This window comes from Shewanella metallivivens, assembly GCF_028750675.1.
In the GTDB taxonomy this organism is placed as follows: Bacteria; Pseudomonadota; Gammaproteobacteria; order Enterobacterales; family Shewanellaceae; genus Shewanella; species Shewanella metallivivens.
This window is the reverse complement of record NZ_JAQQPZ010000004.1, coordinates 34,552-50,818: the sequence shown is the minus strand read 5'-3', so window position 1 is coordinate 50,818 and position 16,267 is coordinate 34,552. Positions and strand designations below refer to the sequence as shown.

15 protein-coding genes are annotated in these 16,267 nt (G+C 43.6%); 11 read left to right on the top strand and 4 right to left on the bottom strand.

The window, feature by feature from the left end; all coding sequences use genetic code 11:
* The first annotated feature begins 38 nt into the window (after positions 1 to 38).
* From PQR79_RS07215 to PQR79_RS07180, 8 genes are all read left to right on the top strand, one after another.
* Entirely contained in the window at positions 39 to 848 is an 810-nt protein-coding gene (locus tag PQR79_RS07215; protein WP_238106805.1) for an ABC transporter ATP-binding protein, read from the top strand.
* Positions 841 to 1,929, top strand: a complete 1,089-nt coding sequence (locus PQR79_RS07210; RefSeq protein WP_238106806.1) for a FecCD family ABC transporter permease — start codon at positions 841 to 843, stop codon at positions 1,927 to 1,929. Before PQR79_RS07215 ends, PQR79_RS07210 begins: the two co-directional genes overlap by 8 nt.
* A gap of 12 nt (positions 1,930 to 1,941) precedes the next feature.
* On the top strand, positions 1,942 to 3,081 hold the full coding sequence (cobT, locus tag PQR79_RS07205; protein ID WP_238106807.1) for a nicotinate-nucleotide--dimethylbenzimidazole phosphoribosyltransferase: 1,140 nt from the start codon (positions 1,942 to 1,944) through the stop codon (positions 3,079 to 3,081).
* 9 nt (positions 3,082 to 3,090) lie between these two features.
* Positions 3,091 to 3,876 carry an adenosylcobinamide-GDP ribazoletransferase gene (locus PQR79_RS07200; protein ID WP_238106808.1) on the top strand — a complete coding sequence of 262 codons (786 nt, stop codon included), beginning with the start codon at positions 3,091 to 3,093 and terminating at the stop codon, positions 3,874 to 3,876.
* Positions 3,876 to 4,406, top strand: a complete 531-nt coding sequence (gene cobU, locus PQR79_RS07195) for a bifunctional adenosylcobinamide kinase/adenosylcobinamide-phosphate guanylyltransferase (protein WP_238106809.1) — start codon at positions 3,876 to 3,878, stop codon at positions 4,404 to 4,406. Before PQR79_RS07200 ends, cobU begins: the two co-directional genes overlap by 1 nt.
* Before the next feature lie 128 nt (positions 4,407 to 4,534).
* Positions 4,535 to 5,173: a cob(I)yrinic acid a,c-diamide adenosyltransferase gene (gene cobO, locus PQR79_RS07190; protein ID WP_238106810.1), complete on the top strand. Its 639-nt coding sequence runs from the start codon at positions 4,535 to 4,537 to the stop codon at positions 5,171 to 5,173.
* Between the two features lie 405 nt (positions 5,174 to 5,578).
* Positions 5,579 to 6,976, top strand: a complete 1,398-nt coding sequence (locus PQR79_RS07185; RefSeq protein WP_238106811.1) for an ATP-binding protein — start codon at positions 5,579 to 5,581, stop codon at positions 6,974 to 6,976.
* The gene (locus tag PQR79_RS07180; RefSeq protein ID WP_238106812.1) at positions 6,969 to 7,619 is read left to right on the top strand and encodes an HNH endonuclease; all 651 of its coding nucleotides are present in this window, start codon (positions 6,969 to 6,971) and stop codon (positions 7,617 to 7,619) included. The genes PQR79_RS07185 and PQR79_RS07180 overlap by 8 nt, the downstream gene beginning before the upstream one ends.
* A gap of 835 nt (positions 7,620 to 8,454) precedes the next feature.
* Here the strand turns inward: PQR79_RS07180 and PQR79_RS07175 are convergent.
* Both PQR79_RS07175 and PQR79_RS07170 read right to left on the bottom strand, forming a co-directional pair.
* A complete protein-coding gene (locus tag PQR79_RS07175) occupies positions 8,455 to 9,225 on the bottom strand; it encodes a substrate-binding periplasmic protein (RefSeq protein ID WP_238106813.1) in 771 nt (256 codons plus the stop codon).
* Positions 9,226 to 9,414: 189 nt separating this feature from the next.
* Positions 9,415 to 9,771 (bottom strand): winged helix-turn-helix transcriptional regulator, encoded by a 357-nt coding sequence (locus PQR79_RS07170; RefSeq protein ID WP_238106814.1) that lies wholly within the window; start codon positions 9,769 to 9,771, stop codon positions 9,415 to 9,417.
* Positions 9,772 to 9,881: 110 nt separating this feature from the next.
* Here PQR79_RS07170 and PQR79_RS07165 point away from each other — a divergent pair, with 110 nt between their 5' ends.
* The 3 genes from PQR79_RS07165 (at position 9,882) to PQR79_RS07155 (ending at position 12,864) form a co-directional block, all read left to right on the top strand.
* Positions 9,882 to 11,249, top strand: a complete 1,368-nt coding sequence (locus PQR79_RS07165) for an aldehyde dehydrogenase family protein (RefSeq protein WP_238106815.1) — start codon at positions 9,882 to 9,884, stop codon at positions 11,247 to 11,249.
* Between the two features lie 72 nt (positions 11,250 to 11,321).
* Positions 11,322 to 12,101 carry a prolyl hydroxylase family protein gene (locus PQR79_RS07160; protein ID WP_238106816.1) on the top strand — a complete coding sequence of 260 codons (780 nt, stop codon included), beginning with the start codon at positions 11,322 to 11,324 and terminating at the stop codon, positions 12,099 to 12,101.
* 181 nt (positions 12,102 to 12,282) lie between these two features.
* On the top strand, positions 12,283 to 12,864 hold the full coding sequence (locus PQR79_RS07155; protein ID WP_238106817.1) for a hypothetical protein: 582 nt from the start codon (positions 12,283 to 12,285) through the stop codon (positions 12,862 to 12,864).
* Between the two features lie 91 nt (positions 12,865 to 12,955).
* Here the strand turns inward: PQR79_RS07155 and PQR79_RS07150 are convergent, their stop codons facing one another.
* Positions 12,956 to 14,680 (bottom strand): RluA family pseudouridine synthase, encoded by a 1,725-nt coding sequence (locus PQR79_RS07150; protein ID WP_238106818.1) that lies wholly within the window; start codon positions 14,678 to 14,680, stop codon positions 12,956 to 12,958.
* A 210-nt stretch (positions 14,681 to 14,890) separates the two neighbouring features.
* Positions 14,891 to 15,829, bottom strand: a complete 939-nt coding sequence (locus PQR79_RS07145) for a hypothetical protein (protein ID WP_238106819.1) — start codon at positions 15,827 to 15,829, stop codon at positions 14,891 to 14,893.
* Between the last annotated feature and the right edge of the window lie 438 nt (positions 15,830 to 16,267).

The following is a 16,267-nucleotide window of genomic DNA, read 5'->3' as shown; positions in this document are numbered from 1 at the left end:
CTTTATTAGCACTTTTTGGGCATGTCGAGGTGTAAACCATGCCTGAGTCGGTATTAGATGTTGAACATCTTTTTTGGCAAGTTAATGGTAAAACCATTCTTGCCGATATTCACTTCAGTTTACCTAAAGGGCAAATGTTAGGGCTTATTGGCCCTAATGGTGCCGGTAAATCTAGCCTCTTGCGCTGTTTGTATCGTTTTATTGAACCTAGCGGCGGTAACATTACGCTATTTTCTAAACATATTAGCAATTATTCCGCTAAGGCTTTAGCGCGCACCGTAGCGGTGGTGCAGCAAGACACACCGCATTATTTTGACCTAACTACAGAGCAATTAGTGAGCATGGGGTTAACCCCGCATAAAGGCTTATTTGACTCAACAACTCAGCGTGACCGTGAGCTTATTGACACGGCGTTAACTAAAGTTGGCCTAAGTCAACATGCCCAACAGCCTTACGAGCAATTGTCTGGTGGCGAAAAACAACGGGCACTCATTGCCCGTGCGATTGTGCAACAACCACAAATCCTTATTTTAGATGAGCCCACCAATCACTTAGATATTCGTTATCAAATTCAAATTTTAGAATTAGTGGCTTCGCTTGGGATAAGCGTCATCGCATCGATCCACGACTTGAATTTAGCCAGTGCCATGTGTGACAAATTATTGTTACTTGATCAGGGTAAGCTTATCGCCAAAGGCAATCCAACCTCTGTACTTACCGAACGTCAAATCAGCGATGTATTTGGCGTGTGCTGCGACGTTAACAGCCATCCTCAACATGGCAAGCCGTTGATCAGTTATTTTTATGGTTACCAAGCCAATAATACAGTGAGCAAACACAATGATTAATGCTACTCATACTCGCTATTACAGTGTGTTAGCCTTAATAGTGCTAGCAACCATCGCGACCCCGTTTTTTGCCGCCAGTTTTGGTGCTGCTAATATTATGCTGTCTGACGTATTGGGTGTTGTGACAGGGTTAATCAGTGGTAATAACGATGCAAGCCATAGCGCAACCTTAAGCCAGCGGATTATTTTAGAGCTGCGTTTACCGCGGATTTTATTGGCGTTTGTGGCCGGGGCAGGCTTATCTCTTGCTGGGAGTGTGTTGCAAACCGTGACCCGAAATCCGCTTGCCGACCCGTATTTATTTGGTATTAGCTCTGGTGCCTCATTTGGTGCAGTTGTGGTGATTTCGCTATTCAGTCAAACGGGGATTTTTGCTCAGCTATTTGACGGCGCGCTGGTGGTATCATCGCTAGGGCAGCAGCCTTGGTGGTCCTGGTCGATGCTCAGTTTGCCTGTGGGGGCGTTTATTGGTGCCAGTTTATCAGTGCTATTAGTGGTGGTGTTGTCTGGTATTGGCCGCACAAGTCAGGTTGAACGCATGTTGTTATCTGGGGTGGCAACGTCATTTTTATTTGGCGCGTTAACCAGTTTATTGTTGTATTTTTCAAGTCCGCAAGCTACTGCCTCTGTACTGTTTTGGAGTTTAGGCAGCTTTGCAAAAGCCAGTTGGTCGCAACTTTGGCTGCCTACGGTAACCGTTGGTTCGAGCTTATTGATTATGTTGGCCTTTAAGCGGCAAATTATGGCGCTGCAAGCGGGCGATGAGAGCGCGCATACACTTGGGGTTAATGTTGCCAAACTGAGATTAAGCATGTTGCTATTGTGCTCATTAATTACCGCGATGCTAGTGGCCAGTTGTGGCGGTATCGGCTTTGTGGGGTTAATGATCCCCCATACGGTTAGGTTGTTGTTTTCTGGGCGTCAGCCGATGATCTTAACCGCGGTGTTAGGTGGCTTATTTATGGTGTGGATTGATGTTGTTGCCCGTTGTTTATTAACAAATCAAGAATTACCCGTGGGCATTATTACTGCAGCACTTGGCAGTGTGTTCTTTTTGTTTATTTTGCGTCATCGTCGATAAAAGGGTAGAGAATTGAACCAACAATCTATTGCACAATCGTTATTTTCTGTTACCGCGGCGAGTCGCCAATATGATGAGGCCATAGAGCACAAAATTAACCAAAAAACCAAACCTCTTGGTGCGTTAGGGCTGCTTGAGTCTTTAGCGATGCAAATCGCCAGGGTGCAATACAGCCGTGAAAGTGAATTGAGTAACACTCTACTTAATCGTACAGAATCGGCTGGTACTGAATCGAGCCTAAACGCGACTCATTTGCCGTTATATATCAACAAGCCTACCATGCTGGTGTTTGCTGCCGACCACGGTATTGCGGCTTATGGTGTGTCAATTGCGCCCAGCGAAGTGACCACCCAAATGGTGCATAATTTTATTCACGGCGGCGCAGCGATTAATGTGTTTTGTCGCCAGGTGGGTTTTGCATTAGAAGTCATCGATTGTGGTATTTTACAGCCATTAGCCACTGACTCAGGTGTGGTTAATCAGCGCTTGGGCGCGGGTACTCAGGCCATGCATTTGCAACCTGCTATGTCGTTAACTCAAGTGCGTCAGGGATTTGAATTTGCAAAACGGTTGGTCAAAAGGCATGTCGATAATGGCACCAGCATAATTGCCTTAGGTGAAATGGGCATTGGTAATACCAGTGCGGCAGCGGCGTTGATGGCGGCAGTACTCAATCTTGATGTAGATCTATGTGTTGGGCGTGGTACAGGCATTGATGATGCGACCTTAACAAAAAAAGTCACATTAATTAATCAGGCAATCGATTTGCATCGTAATGAGTTTACGTCAATTGAGTCGATTTTAGCTCACTTGGGTGGTTTTGAAATTGTGCAAATGACAGGGGCCATTTTGGCTGCTGCAGAGCAAAAAATATTAGTGGTGATAGATGGTTTTATCGCTACTGCTGCAGCATTAGTTGCGTTAAAATTAGCGCCACATTCACACGATTATTTAGTGTTTGCTCATCAGTCGCACGAGCAAGGGCATCAATTAATGCTACAAGCATTACAGGCCACACCATTGTTGTCGTTGGGATTAAGATTAGGAGAGGGTACTGGCGCTGCGTTGGCCTTACCACTCATTCAAGGGGCTGTAAATTTCTACAATCAAATGGCCAGTTTCGATGATGCTGGCGTTAATAATGTGGTTTAAAGGGGCAAAATGTCTGGCGATATAAAATGGTTGCGACAGTTAAATTTATTTTTTGTGGCGATGAGTTTTTTTACTCGGATCCCAATACCGTCATGGGTGGTCATTGATAACGATAAACTCAACAAGGCCAGCCGTTATTTTGGTGTCGTCGGGTTAGTTATTGGCTTAATTTGTGCGTTGGTGTTTTGGTTGGCGCAGTTAATTTTACCCGCCAGTATTGCTATTTTACTGGCTATGGTCGCCAGCGTATTGGTCACGGGTGCATTTCATGAAGACGGCTTAGCCGACACGGCTGATGGCTTTGGTGGCGGCTGGACAATAGAAGACAAGCTGCGCATCATGAAAGACTCACGCTTAGGCAGTTATGGTGCCTTAGCCTTGGGGTTAGTGTTATTGCTAAAGTGGCAACTATTGGTTGAGCTTGCGCTTTATAGTCCAATGGCGGCGGTGAGTGCGCTTATTGCAGGGCACACTTTGAGCCGAGTGGTAGCATCGAGCTTAATTTTTAGTGAGCAATATGTTCGCGATGATGACAGCAGCAAATCAAAACCGATTGCTGAAGATCAGCAATTAAACGATTTGTTTATTTTAATCGCTAGCGGCATTTTTGTGTTGTTGTGGTTAAATGGCGTGGCGGCATTTGTGTTGTTTATTTCGTTGTGGCTGGTGCGTATTTTGTTGGGTGGCTTTTTCCGCAAACAAATTGGCGGATACACCGGCGACACCCTAGGTGCAGCGCAACAAATCAGTGAAGTATGCTGTTACTTAGTCATATTAGCGGTAGGATTAAGTTAATGATCCACTTGGTGTTGGGGGGGGCGCGTAGTGGTAAGAGTCGATTTGCTGAACAGCGTGTTGCCGAGTACGCTGCCATCGGTTACACATGCGTTTATGTTGCAACCGCAACGGCGCTAGACCATGAAATGACTCAACGTATTGCTAAACACCAGCAAGACAGAGGGGCCAGCGCTCATAGCTGGATACTACATGAACAAGCCTTTGACCTCGCCCAAACTCTAATGGCAATTGATAAACCGCAACAAGTCATTCTAGTCGACTGCCTAACGCTACTGTTAACGAATCATTTACTTGATCCAGATCCTACTCGTTGGCCTGAACAAAAAACCTTATTGCTTCAATGTGTCTCTCGGTTACACAGTGATGTCGTGTTAGTGAGCAACGAAGTCGGCTCTGGCATTGTGCCAATGGGTGAGTTAAATCGTCAATTTGTGGATGAGGCCGGTTGGTTAAATCAAGCGATTGCTTCGGTGGCAGATCAAGTGACACTGGTGGTAGCGGGCCTGCCTTTATCATTAAAGCAATAGCCGTTCATCGCACATGCACTAGATGTACACCCAATATACATTAATCAGATCTACGAATAGCCTCTCGCGCGTATTGTTGCCTAAATAAAAGCGCATTTGGATATCAGCACACTGACAGGAATACAGACATGACAACGGATAAGCAAAAAACTGAGCAAACCAACGCGATTGATGCCACTAAAGCAGAGCGTCACAAAGCGCGCCAGCAAAAAGTAAAGCAAGGCGTAGATGCTCAAATTGCTGCCGCGCAAGATGAAAAGGGCATTTTGTTAGTGGTCACCGGAAACGGTAAAGGCAAATCAACCTCTGGTTTTGGTTCGGTTGCCCGCGCGGTGGGCCATGGCCATAAAGCGGCCGTGGTGCAGTTTATTAAAGGCACCTGGGCGTGTGGTGAACGTAATTTACTTGAAGGTGCAGGGGTTGAGTTTCATGTCATGGGTACTGGCTTTACCTGGGAAACCCAAGACAAAGAAAAAGACACTCAAGCCGCAATGGAAGCCTGGGTTGAAGCCGAAAAACTACTCAAAGACGAGTCGGTTAACTTGGTACTATTAGATGAGTTAACCTACATGGTGAGTTATCACTACATAGAGCTTGAGCGAGTATTAACGGCACTTAAAAATCGCCCACCAATGCAGCATGTCATTATTACCGGCCGCGCTTGTCACCGCGACATTATTGAATTAGCCGATACTGTGAGCGAAATTACTCCGATAAAGCACGCGTTTAATGATGGCATTAAAGCGCAGCTGGGTTTTGATTATTGATTTATTGATGTTGTTTGTGTGATGTAAACAGCCGAACCGACAGTTAAGCCTCTTCTCATTTTATGGGCAGAGGCTTTTTTTGATTTTAACCAGTAAGAAGGCTCACATTTTTGTGCTGATTGTTATAAGTTGATGCGAACTATCGAGTTGGAATATGTATTGTGCCTGTTATTGCTGAACAAAGTAACGGCATTCTCAATGGTTTCATTTGCAGCAAATTAGGCATATTGATGAGGAATGAAACTCATCTATGCCCCAAAACGTGTTTCGCACCACCAAACTTGCCCTACTGCATCACGCTTTATTGACCAAATTTTAGTAATGCTACTGAATCACTAGACTAATAGTGAGGATTCTCTATGGTATATTAAAATATCTATAGTTATTTTTAGTTAGGAAAAGTTAATGGCGTTTAGGGCAAGAAAAATTCGAGGTATTTCACTATTTGAAGGCGAAAGCTCAGCGAATAACGCTTTTACACTTGTCATTGGAAACAACGGATGTGGTAAAACTCAGCTTTTGTTGGATATCTGTAACTATTATCAAATGCTATACGGTGAGCTGATAAGCTCGAAATCTGCTGACTTACAAGTAATACGTAGAGATTTTTATAAGAATGACTATAGATGGGATATGGTTGAGAGAGCTTTGGGCTACTCAATACCTCAAAAACTCATTTGTGCATCAACTAGCCAATTCGAGAAGTTTTCCGAAAGCTGGAAACTAAAGAATGACGTTGTCCAAGGCGGGTATTATGCCTACATTGGTTCTAAGCCTTACATTCCTAATCGCCTGCCTTCTACACGCATAGCCTCAACAGCTTTAAACCAACTTCTTGCTAGGGATACATATGATAGTCGTAAGATAAGGTCTCTTAGAGAGTTTTTATTAAGCTTTGGGTTTGGTGATGTTCTGAAAGTGACTCTAGAGCCTATATTATCACGAGATGAATTAAATAAGATTATTAATGGGGACAATGACACTACCCCTGAAACACAAATAGCACTACGAAATGCCTATGAACACTATGAATTAGAGGATTTGAACGAACTAATCTTACTAATAGAATCGATCATAGATGAGCCAAGGATTTTGCTATGTTTTAGTGACTCAGGTGTTCTCCTAAACTCTGTAGATTCAAGTAAAAAAATAATATATACATCTCGGGAACTTGCAGATTTACTTATGTCAGGTTTAATAAGTGTTGCAGACATTGAAACAGTAAAGGATCAACACTTTGATGGTCTAGGCTTATCAGGCTCAGCCAAAGTACGACCTCTAGCCTCAAGAAGCTCTGGTGAGCAGTGCCTTTTTTTGCTATTTCTTGGAATCATTTCCTCTATTGATGACAATTCTCTGATTCTGATTGATGAGCCAGAAATCAGCTTACACCCTTCTTGGCAGCAAAGATTTGTTGAAATTTTAAATAAGTCCTTAAGTGAATATTCTGGGTGCCATTTCATAATTGCAACTCATTCCCCGCTTATAGTTTCAGATATTGCGGTTAAAAATTGTGAAATATTGGACATGACGGAACAGGTACTTACAATCGCTTCAGAACATAGCTTACGTTCATCTGATTATCATCTTGCCACTCTCTTTCACAATCCTGGGCACAGCAACGAGTATCTGATAAAAACAGCTATTTATGTATTCTCAAAGGTAAAATCAGAAAAGAAATTCGATAATCAAGATTTAGAAAAACTACGAATGCTTAACGGCCAATTATCTTTGCTTCACGAGGATGACCCAGTTCTTGAGTTAGTAGAGATGCTCAATGAGGTTTATCGTAAATATGGCTAATATTGAAAAAGAGGTAGTATTCTCCAAAGAACAGAGACAACTAATTAAGAAAATAGTTGAGGATGAAAACTTCTCCCACAATGACTGGACCAAGGAAGAGCAAAAAGAACCATTACAATCTTTAAGATCACATATTCGTAAGCATTACAGAATTGAGCAGAAGTCAAAATGTGCTTATTGCCGAAAAGACGTCAGTGTTCAATCTGCTTCAAATTGCCAAGTTGAGCACATTGCGCCAAAAGAAATGTATAAGAAGTACATGTTTTACCCTAAAAATTTATGCGTTGCTTGTGCTGATTGTAATTCCATCAAATGGAATCGTGACACCATAAAACCACTTAGCACCGGAGAGCGGAAAAGGTATCCATCTTCGTCAGGGGCTTTCTTGTTAGTCCATCCTCACTTCGATGATTACGCCGACCATATCGATATTTTTCGTGACCGTTGGTATGTGGATAAAACTAAAAAAGGGCACTTCACTATTGGGTTGTGTAAATTGAATCAACGTTCTTTAGACTTTGGCTATCTTGAACCTGATGAAATGATAGTTTTGGCTGAAGAGTTTCGCGATGCAAAATTGAAAGGCGCTAGTCACCTAGTGGGGTTAATTAAGGCGCGCATGCTTGAGCTGCTTGACGATTAAAGGCGCTATAGATTAACAATGTTGGCTTACTTTTATTCATCAATTGGCGATCAACTTAGCAGTTCCCCTAACAAGGTTCTGTCCAAAAGTGAGTTAGATGCCTCAGCTTGAAATGCCTAAATTCAACTCTGAACTTGAGGCCGCTGAAGAAAATGATGTGAGTCCAGGCATGGATGTCTGGCTAGCTTTAGAGGGGAAGGGACGCCCCATCTGAAGCGTTAGCATTTTCACTCTTTACTACAAGATGGGCCGAAGCAGGTTACAAACGAAGTTAAAAGCTGGATTCAACCACGTCGCGAAATTATCGCAGTTATCGTTTAGTAACAAGAATGATAATTTTGATATGGCGGCTGGGCCAATTCTTTTATAAAGAGTAAAGAGGGAACAGCCGTTGGTTTCCTCTTGGTCTGGTGTGGGCGAAGCGCCACGACGTTAGTGGCCGCAGGCCATAAAGAACAAAACACCATGACTCCGGCTCAAAAGCATTGCCGGAATGACGTCGTATTTGGCTCGTGCAGGGTGGAATGGAAGCTTGCGATCTTAAGCGTTAGTGACCGCAGGCCATAAAGCACAAAAAGCACAAAACGACCAAACAACAGAGCAAACATCTGGATTCCGGCTAAAAAGCATTGCCGGAATGACGAGAAGAGGTTTCACGGTTTGTCCCCAAATGAGTCAGCCGCTGGCTAATTATATCTATTTCGCAATATCCACTTAATAATATCCACAATTCAACACTGAATATGAAGACGCTAATTGTGGGGGCTGTATGCAATTGGGCTGCGAAACGCGTATAAATAAACCAACGCTGGCTGAGTTACTCAGTGTTACTCATTTACTCAGTTACAAGGGCGGTGGCAACTCGAGGGGCGAACCAACGAGTGGTGATTTGTGCTAACTCGCCATTTTGTTTAAGCATGTGCAGTGCTTGGCGCATATTATCAGCCAGCTTTTCATCGGTGTCTTTGTGGGTTGAAATACCGATAGGCATGTTCACAACAGGTAATACCGGGGTAAACTCGCTCAATGTGTAACCCATTTTTTTGATGTCTTCTGCAAAGCCAACTTCATTGTTATAGATTAAATCAACCCGATCAAAGTGCAGCATTTTTAGCGCTGCGGTTTGGCTTCTTACGAGGTATACATTAGGGTGCTTATTATCAAGTTTTAATCTGTCTAGCGCCGCATCACTGCGTGATAATGCCAAAGTGTAACGATTAATATCGTCGATATTGTCGAGCACAATATCTGGACGGTTACTTTTACGGTAAATCATATCTTGTACTGTATAGAACCCATCAATCCACTTAAAGTGTGCTAAGCGTTTTTCGGTGTTGGCAATTGAAAAAATAAAGGTATTGGGTTGGGTTTGTGCATTATGATAAGCGCGGCTCCACGGCATAATTTGAATGTCGATATCAAAATCAAGGTAAGGCTGTGCTGCATGTAAAATATCGATAGCAAAGCCGACAAATTCACCTTGTTGATTTTGCGATTGGAAGGGGGGGTAAGATTCGGTATAAAAGACAATCTTGTCTCTCGCGCAAACCATCTGCGGAATAAACACACTAGCGACAATGATAAATGCTAAGACAAATCTACTCATAAATACCTACTTCAATAACATCAACTGCGGATTGTAGGGGATGTCCACGTACATGAGTAGCCACCATACAATTGTATTATTCGTTTACCTGTCTCATATTTTTTACTGTTTTGAATATATGCTCTAGCCGCTTTGCGATATCAATGACTTAGAGGTTATTCCTCTTAGACGATATTGCTTAAATCGCCATCACACAACATACTCATCTGCCCACTCTTTTAAGCGCTCTAAAATATCTAAGGCTGTGCGACCCAGCTCAGTAATGGCATAAGCGACAGCAATCGGTCTGTCGTTGATGACATGACGAGTCACTAACCCCTGGGCTTCAAGTTCTTTGAGCCGTTGGTCGACCATTTTTTTACTGGCGCCGCCTAACATGCGCGATAAATCATTAAAGCGGACCGGCTCATCTTGTAGGTGCCACAGGATAGAGGCTTTCCATTTTCCGCCTAACACACGCATGCCGCGTTCAACTGAGCAAGGTTCTTTGCATGGGTTAATTACTTTTTTTTGACCGTTATTCATTGTTTCAATTGTTGTTTTCATTATTCCAACTTGATTTACTCTAGGTTACTAAAAGTATACTGGTTGCTTTTATATCCCACTGTATCAGAATAGGCGGTAATTAGACTAGTACCATTAAGGAACATTTCTCCATGGCAGTATTAACTTCTTATGATGCAGGTAGCTACCATAAAGTGGCTGGGAGCGACACTATCCAAGCGACTGCGGTGGGCAGTGTTGATGCTTTAGCAATATCCGATCTTCCACAGGTGATAGCGCAAGCCAGATCATCACAAAAAGCATGGGCGAGCTTAGCGTTAAGCGAGCGCCAACAGTATGTAGTTAAGGCTTATCAAGCGTTAGCCGAGGTGCAAGATGAATTGGCGATGTTAATTGGCCAAGAAATGGGTAAAGACTATCGCCGCGCCACTTATGAAGTCGGCGGCACGATTCAAAACGCGCCTTATTTTGCTGGTGAAATAGGCGATGCCTTGGCAGCAGAAGACCTTGGCCACAACACTCAATTGCAATATCGACCTTTAGGCGTCGTTGCGGTAATTTCGCCCTGGAATTATCCGTTAGCGATGGCCAATAACTTATTAATGCCAGCCTTAATTGCAGGTAACAGTGTGGTGTTAAAGCCATCAGAAGAAACACCGTTAGTTGCTCAGCTGTTTGTTGATACCTTAAATAAAGTGTTGCCTGCCCATGTATTGCAAGTGGCCCAAGGTGATAAAGTTCTCGGCCAGGCACTTGTGAGCGCCGACATTAATATGGTGGCTTTTACTGGGTCTCTAGCCGCAGGTAAGCATATTATGGCCAATGCTGCTCCAGGATTAAAACGATTAGTGATGGAGCTCGGTGGTAACGACCCGATGATTGTTATGGCCAGTGCCAACATTGATGCCGCAGTGCGCTTTGCGGTGGCAAGCTCGTTTGAAAATGCTGGGCAAATGTGTACATCAACCGAGCGTATTTACGTGGATGAGCGGATTGCCGACGAGTTTGAGCAAAAGGTGGTGCAACTGGCTAGCCGATATCAAGTGGGTACATGGGACCAAGCACAAGTGAATATTGGCCCTATGGTTAATCCAACTCAACACCAAAAAGTATTGCAACAATTGCAAGACGCTAAAGCCAAGGGCGCGCAATTTTTATTAGGCAGCGATGATTATTCGTTGCCGTTTATTCAACCCACCGTGGTGAGTGGTTTAACCCCTGATATGTTGCTTGAGCGTGAGGAAACCTTTGGCCCTGTGGTGGCCATCAGCCGATTTAATGACATTAACGATGCAATCACTCGGGCCAACGACAGCATTTATGGCTTAAGTGCGGCGGTATTTGGCGGGCAAGGTGCTCATGCGGTGGCCGAACAACTTGAAGCAGGCATGGTGGGGGTTAACCAAGGTGGTGGAGCAGGTAATGCACCATGGGTTGGCGCTAAGCAAAGTGGTTTTGGTTTTCATGGTACGGCGGCGGGTCATCGTCAGTTTGGCCAAGTTAGGGTGATGAGTTACTAACCATTTAACATTAACCATAAGCTTATTGCAGGTTTATCATCGCTTTATATTGAGTATTAAGGTCAGTTTTTAATGAATAGCACAAATGAGAATTCAGCGTTTTATGTCATCGCTCATGAGCCAGGAGCCGAGCATCCAGCATTGCCAACATGGGCAAATCATCAGGCAAATACCGCGTCACTGAATGATGTTGCCACAACGCCTGTGACTAAAAAAAGGTTAGACGAAGTGCCAGGGGCTTTTCAATTATTGAATGTATTGTCTGCCGATGAGTGCAAACGCTTAATTGCGGCAAGTGAGTCGATGGGCTTTTTGCCCGATGCTGCCGTGTCGTTACCGCGTGATGTTCGCCATAACGACAGTTTGACCTGGGTGGTTGATAACGCCACTGAGCAAGCCATTTGGAATAAAGTAACACACCTTATGGGTGATGATTTGGGTATTTTTGCTGGTAAAGCTGCACTTGGATTAAACAATCGCTTTCGTTTTTATCGTTACAGTAAAGGGGATTATTTTAAACCGCATTCGGATGGTTCATGGCCTGGCAGTCAAGTCATCAATGGCCAACTGGTGCGTGATGCTTTTGGCGACCGTTACAGTCAGCTAACCTTTTTAATCCTACTCACAGATGACTTTGAAGGTGGGGCAACTCGCTTTTTAGTTAATGCTGACAATCCACATTTGCCGGCAAAACGTGGCGATAATGTCAAACAGGTGGATGTGCGAACGCCTGCAGGGAGTGTATTGTGTTTTCCTCATGGCATGCACCCATTGCACTGTATTCACAGTTCAGAGCCGATTTATCATGGGGTTAAATACATCATTAGAACGGATGTGTTGTTCGAGCTGTAACATTACATTGGACACTTTTTGTTTTAGAGCCTTTTGGACGGTATATTTATATTAGCAATTAATGCTAAACCCCGAAGGGGCTGGGTTTCATTAACGCGATTTAATGTGGTTAGGCTCTTGCTATTTTTGTGATCAAACTGTTTAATTGCGCCGATCCTAACCTGAATTATTGAGACGTTAATTGAACAAAGTACTGTGTAGTTTGATCGTTGTTGGTGTTGTTGGTATCACTGGATGTGCCACACCTCAAAATAATTTTGCCTCAAAAGTGAAAGCCGAGAGCGAAAAACATCTTGATGTGTCTCAGCAATGGGAACAAGGTCAAAAGGACGTTAAAAAAGGTGAAGCATTGTTAGCTGATGGCCGTAAAGCGATAAGTAAAGGCAATGCACAAATTCGTGAAGGTGAAAAACTGATTACTCAAGCGAGAAGCAATGCTCAAAAGCAACCTGAAGCGTTTCAAGCAATGGCGAGCTCGTTAACGGGGGCTCAAAATGGTAAGCGTGCAGCGGATTTAGTTGAACGCTTAGATGATATTGCCGATGCTTGGGAAGATGCAGACGAAATGTATGTCGACGGTAAGGAGCTTATTGAAGACGGTAATACCAATGTGGCTGAAGGTCAGAGTGAAACAGAACAAGGCCAAGCACTGGTCACCAGTGGCAAAACCAGAATGCAGCAAGCTGAATCAACTTATCAGCAACGCACGGGGCAAGGCCTTGTTGAGCAAATGCATTTGGAAGAGAAACCCAATAACTTCTAAATAGTTGTCGTTTTATCAACGCTAATGCGTTAACCAAAACCGATATTGTTTACGCAATATCGGTTTTATTGTTTATAGATTGGCATTTGGTTTATTCAAAATCCGCTTTAACCTCGAATACCATTGCTTCACCCGTGGCTGGGTGTGTTAACGCCAAATATTGAGCATGTAAGTGTAAGCGATTTGCGGCAACACCGTATAAGTCATCACCGACGATTGGCATGTGTAAACCATCATGATGAGCGCAATGCACACGTAATTGGTGAGTCCGCCCCGTTTTAGGGTACAAATGCACCAAGGTGCGGTTACCTTGGCGCTTAAATAGCTGCCAATGCGTTAGTGCATGCTTGCCGTGTTCATAACAAACAAGCTGCTTAGGTCGGTCGTCTAAATCGACTCTAAGTGGCAAACTTATCTCACCTTCATTTTGGCTCGGCACACCCTCAATTAACGCTATGTAACGTTTGGTTACGCTGCGCTGTATAAATTGCTGTTGTAAGGCTTTGTTGGCCTCTTTGGTAAGTGCTATCACCATCAGCCCTGATGTTGACATATCTAGGCGATGCACAATCAGCGGCCCCGTCGCATTAGGGAATTGTTGTTGCATACGGCTAAATACTGAGTCGGTGATATTTTTGCCTGGTACCGATAAGAGCTCGGCGGGCTTATTAATAACCGCCATTACATCGTCTTGATAAATAATATCGATGGTTAAGTCTTTACCGGGATTAAGCAGTAATGGATCTGCATCAACCTGCATACCCGCCAGCATGTGGGTTAAAATTGGCCGGCATTTTCCGTGGCATGCAGGGTAGAAGTTTTTATGCTGTTTAATTTCTGATTTTGGCGATGCGCCCCACCAAAACTCGGCCATAGCAACAGGCGTTAACTGTTTTTTAAAGGCATATTGCAGCAACTTAGGCGCTGCACACTCGCCAGCACCTGCTGGTGGTAAGTGATTAGGTGCATCGTTAAAAATATCGTTTAAGTCTCGTGCATCACCCAAGGTATTTAAAAACTGATACTGGGAAAACAGCTTTTTTTGCAAGCTGTTAGACAGCTGTTTACGCTGGCGCTTAAGCTGTTTTATTTGCTGCTGTAGCTCATTAAGCTGGGTTTGCGTTGCCATGATTTGGCTTTGCCATTGCTGCTTTAATGTATTGAGCTGATGCTTTTGCTGCACGCTTTGGCGGCTAAGCTCAATTGATAAGGTTTTATGCTCATCACTGTTGATGTCGGCCTGGGCTAATGCGTTATCGGCTTGCTCGCGTTGTTGTTTTCGCTGTTTGCGGCCTTCAACTATTGCGTTGCGTTGTTGCTCAAGCTCACGTTCTGCTTGCTGTTGTTGCTGCGTTAACTGCGCGCTTAAACTGGCCAGTAGCGGGGCGCTTTCATGCTGGTGGAGTAACTGGTTAATCTGGTTAATTTGCTTGTTTTCAAGGCTGAAAAAGCTGTCTTGGGTCAGCATGTCAAACACGGGCGGCACAAAAGGTGGCAAGATATTTTGCTCGGCTAATTTGCCTGAAAACGCCGCTAAAAAACCAAGTCGCCCTTGGGTGTCTTTTACTACCAATACCCCAAACATCTTACCGATGACCATGCCGCGATCGTTGCTGCTGTTTAGGCCAAAGTTATGCTGCCATGGGTTTGCTTCAAGTAACTCTTGCTGCAATTGTTGTGCGGCCAGTATGGTGAGTGGGTGAGGTTGATAATAAAACGGGAAAGTAAAAGACTCTGGTAATCCGTGTTGTGCAAGTGTGCTACTGAACGCTATCGCATCATGAAAAGGAATAACACACGGGTCGCTAACAGTCATTACATACACTCACAGCATAAAAGGGCGGCTATTTTACCCCGTAGTAGTCTGCGATGCATCTAGTAAGTTTTTTAACGATAAAGCGATATTTGATAGTAAAAATGAGTCATAGAGTCAGGATGCCACCATTATTGGCATCCTGACTTGCACTTAACACTTAACACTCAACACCTAGCATTTAGCATTTAGCATTTAGCATTTAGCATTTTGCTACTTAACGTGATATCTAAACAATACTAGGTTGTCTAGAATGACATTACTTGACCAAATAAACGCTGCTCCCGAGCCTGAAAATTGCTGCTGAAAATTCATGTAGGCTTTTTTGTTGTCTACGCCAATTTCTTGTTCGGTAAATTCAACAGACTTTGGCCAACTGACATATTCATTATTAGTCTGCCAGTCTTGAGGTATTTGCCAATGCAGTGAATAAGCCTGGTTATAGCTATTTCTGCCTTCAGTATTACAATTTTTGGTTAACCGTTGTTGGCCCACTTCAGTCGCGCAACTTAAGTCATAAATGGGGGCAGTATAAAACGTTTGCGCAGACCACTCGGCGTGAGTTGTGGTGCCATCAGAGAAGCTGGCAATTAAGCCGCCATCGCCTGGATGATATTGTTTACCGCGATTATTTTCTGTTCCTAACCCTGAGTTTTCTTCCCAATCGACGACTTTGATAGCGATGTCATAAGGCTTTTTAACTTTAAATCGGACAATATTGGAATTAAATGGCGTAAAAGGAATGGGATCTACGCCGATGAGTTTGCCGTTAATAAAGAGTTCAAAGTAATTATCGGCAAAAATATAACCGGTTATTACCTCGCCATCGTTATCGACCTCGATAACAGGCACAGCCGATAAATCGACTTCAGCTATTGATGCCGGCGTAACCCCTGAGCATTCATTATAAAGATCTGCCGTGAAGTATTGTGGTTGGTATTGAAGCGATGCAGGCACTGTAAACTCATGGCCGTTATCGCTTTTTACGCCGGTAGGTGATGTACGCGACTGGCCATGTTGGCAGGTAAATAAGTTTGCTTTTGTGACGGTTGCTTGGCCTTCAATAACCTGTGCCGTGCCGTTGTAACTTAATGGTGCTGCGGTTGTCGCAAAGCTGGCGAGCAGCAATAACGGACATATTTTAAATTTCATTGGGTACTCCACTGACTTGATGTTGGCAATACTAAGCCCTCACTTTGTCCACTTCAATTAAATACCAATAAGTTTACATTTAATTACCTTATATAAAGACATGTATCAAACTTCGTAACCTGGTGTCGGTAAGTTGAAGTGCTTTTTGTATCGCGTAAGTAACGAATAATGGCAATGCATTGTGATTAAATAGAGGTAGGCGAAGTAGTAGGGCCTGTTGATTTTTCAAGGTTGTTTTTGCAGCGCATTGCTGGCTATTACTCACATATTCAACTGTGCGGCAGAGACTTTGAGGTGTCGTTATTCTACATAAAAAGTCGATAATGCAGTAAAAATGGCCAACAAATGCTGCCCGAAGAGTTCGGCTAAAAACGTTTTACGCTTTGTTGAATGATGCTTTGCAAATAAAGAGTTGCTTAGATGACTAGGCATCAATCC

Bases quoted from the DNA above. Each gene is read 5' to 3' on its own strand.
- PQR79_RS07215 (WP_238106805.1), top strand. From the start codon at position 39: ATGCCTGAGTCGGTATTAGATGTTGAACATCTTTTTTGGCAAGTTAAT.
- PQR79_RS07210 (WP_238106806.1), top strand. From the start codon at position 841: ATGATTAATGCTACTCATACTCGCTATTACAGTGTGTTAGCCTTAATA.
- PQR79_RS07180 (WP_238106812.1), top strand. From the start codon at position 6,969: ATGGCTAATATTGAAAAAGAGGTAGTATTCTCCAAAGAACAGAGACAA.
- PQR79_RS07185 (WP_238106811.1), top strand. From the start codon at position 5,579: ATGGCGTTTAGGGCAAGAAAAATTCGAGGTATTTCACTATTTGAAGGC.
- PQR79_RS07170 (WP_238106814.1), bottom strand. From the start codon at position 9,771: ATGAAAACAACAATTGAAACAATGAATAACGGTCAAAAAAAAGTAATT.
- PQR79_RS07165 (WP_238106815.1), top strand. From the start codon at position 9,882: ATGGCAGTATTAACTTCTTATGATGCAGGTAGCTACCATAAAGTGGCT.
- cobO (WP_238106810.1), top strand. From the start codon at position 4,535: ATGACAACGGATAAGCAAAAAACTGAGCAAACCAACGCGATTGATGCC.
- PQR79_RS07160 (WP_238106816.1), top strand. From the start codon at position 11,322: ATGAATAGCACAAATGAGAATTCAGCGTTTTATGTCATCGCTCATGAG.
- PQR79_RS07145 (WP_238106819.1), bottom strand. From the start codon at position 15,829: ATGAAATTTAAAATATGTCCGTTATTGCTGCTCGCCAGCTTTGCGACA.
- PQR79_RS07150 (WP_238106818.1), bottom strand. From the start codon at position 14,680: ATGACTGTTAGCGACCCGTGTGTTATTCCTTTTCATGATGCGATAGCG.
- PQR79_RS07200 (WP_238106808.1), top strand. From the start codon at position 3,091: ATGTCTGGCGATATAAAATGGTTGCGACAGTTAAATTTATTTTTTGTG.
- cobU (WP_238106809.1), top strand. From the start codon at position 3,876: ATGATCCACTTGGTGTTGGGGGGGGCGCGTAGTGGTAAGAGTCGATTT.
- PQR79_RS07175 (WP_238106813.1), bottom strand. From the start codon at position 9,225: ATGAGTAGATTTGTCTTAGCATTTATCATTGTCGCTAGTGTGTTTATT.